Source organism: Methylosinus sp. R-45379 (assembly GCF_001644125.1).
GTDB lineage: Bacteria > Pseudomonadota > Alphaproteobacteria > Rhizobiales > Beijerinckiaceae > Methylosinus.
In genome coordinates, this window is sequence record NZ_LUUM01000313.1 from 1 (window position 1) to 1490 (window position 1490).

3 protein-coding genes are annotated in these 1490 nt (G+C 52.7%); 2 read left to right on the top strand and 1 reads right to left on the bottom strand.

What is annotated here, in order from left to right; genetic code table 11:
- Positions 1 to 401: hypothetical protein (locus A1351_RS25680; RefSeq protein WP_210178259.1), on the top strand; the 401-nt coding region annotated here is incomplete at its 5' end.
- 217 nt (positions 402 to 618) lie between these two features.
- On the top strand, positions 619 to 1209 hold the full coding sequence (locus A1351_RS25035; protein WP_157096480.1) for a hypothetical protein: 591 nt from the start codon (positions 619 to 621) through the stop codon (positions 1207 to 1209).
- A 69-nt stretch (positions 1210 to 1278) separates the two neighbouring features.
- Here A1351_RS25035 and A1351_RS25685 read toward each other — a convergent pair.
- On the bottom strand, positions 1279 to 1490 hold a 212-nt coding region (locus A1351_RS25685), incomplete at its 5' end, for an ABC transporter permease (RefSeq protein ID WP_371441520.1).

Here is a 1490-nt window from a genome sequence, read left to right on the forward strand (position 1 = left end):
TTTCCATACTATTATTCGCGTTCGTCGCAGCATCCTCTGCAAACGCATCTGTCTGCAACACCACGACCGCCCCGGGCGGCTTCATTTATCAAACGAACAACTGGTATCAAAGATCGACAACTACTGCGGGAACGCTTTCTGGCACCGTGTATTACGTGAGTTGGTCGTGGCCGAATTACACGCCCTGGACTCCCACGCTTCAGCTAAAAATCTGCCTCAACAGCACGTGCGGTATCGTCTCCGGCTCGCAAGCACCAGGCTCCGATACCGTCGTTTGGGCCGGGATCACAGGGAACCCTACGGTCACGGTTTATGTACAGAACGCATCCAATCCGACGCGAGCGCTGAACCCCGCGATTAGTGGCTCTGGCAACTTTTCGGTGAGCGTCTGCTCGCAATGAATGATGCTCACCCGGTCTAAAGGCTAGGGTTACAACACTACAAGCTCGATAAGTCGGCCTCCGGGCCGACTTTGCCACAAGCGCAAGAATCATGTCGTTCAATAACTTTGACAAACGATCACCCCTCCCCCCTGACGAACCGCTAGACATTTCGTCAGCCTCAAGCAAGAATGAGGCGGTAAAATAGCTCCGTCGTAAATTGGAGCTATGGAATACAATGCAGGTATATAATTCAAATAATCAATACCTATTTTTCCAACAGCGCGCTTCCGCGAAGAACACTAACTCATCTGGAAATGGGGGCCAGGATGCATTTGCAACTGTTTCGTCAAATAGCACGGCAACGCCGCAGCAGCTACGATCTGGCTATTTTGGAAGCCCCCGCGCTACATTAGAGGCCGTGTTAGCTGCTGGCGGCGTCGTCAACACGCTTTCATTCCTTACTTCTTCGGATATAGATCTGATCCAACGCACAACTGGCGTTACCATTAAAAATGGCGGCTATTATGATAGTGATGGCAATCAATTAGGTATCCACAGCGACAGCCACGGAAATCTTTTGGATCCTAATCCAAGCCAAAGCAAAGCAGCATTTGATCTTGCCAACACCCTTTCTGATATGAGAAACAGCGGTGGCCCTCAAGGCGATACGAGCCTGCAAAATGGCCGCAAGGTCACGGTGGATGATCTGGAAGCCTACCTAAAAGGTTATGCCGCCGCAAAAGCCTCAGGTCAGAGCGATGTCTACGTTCCTAATGCGGACGTTATCAAACAAGCAGAAAAGATACTCACATCTGAACAGAGCTGAGCCGGCTCGCGCGTAGCATAGGTGTCGCGCGGCAGCTCCCAGAATTATGTCTTTGGCGGCGGCTTTCAATCACGCTGTTCGCAGGGCTTCTATGGGATCGAGCCGCGCAGCGCTATTAGCTGGATATAAGCCCGCCAAGAGCCCTACGGCCAACGCCATGCCGACAGCTAATGGCAAGGCGATGATAGACGGCGCAAAGTCCCAATCCGAAAAAGCGGCATAACCATAGGCGGCGGCAGTGCCGAACAGTCCCCCGAGGAGCGCCCCGACGAGAGCCAACG

Excerpts from the sequence above, each read along its gene's own strand:
- A1351_RS25035 (WP_157096480.1), top strand. The coding sequence starts at position 619 with ATGCAGGTATATAATTCAAATAATCAATACCTATTTTTCCAACAGCGC.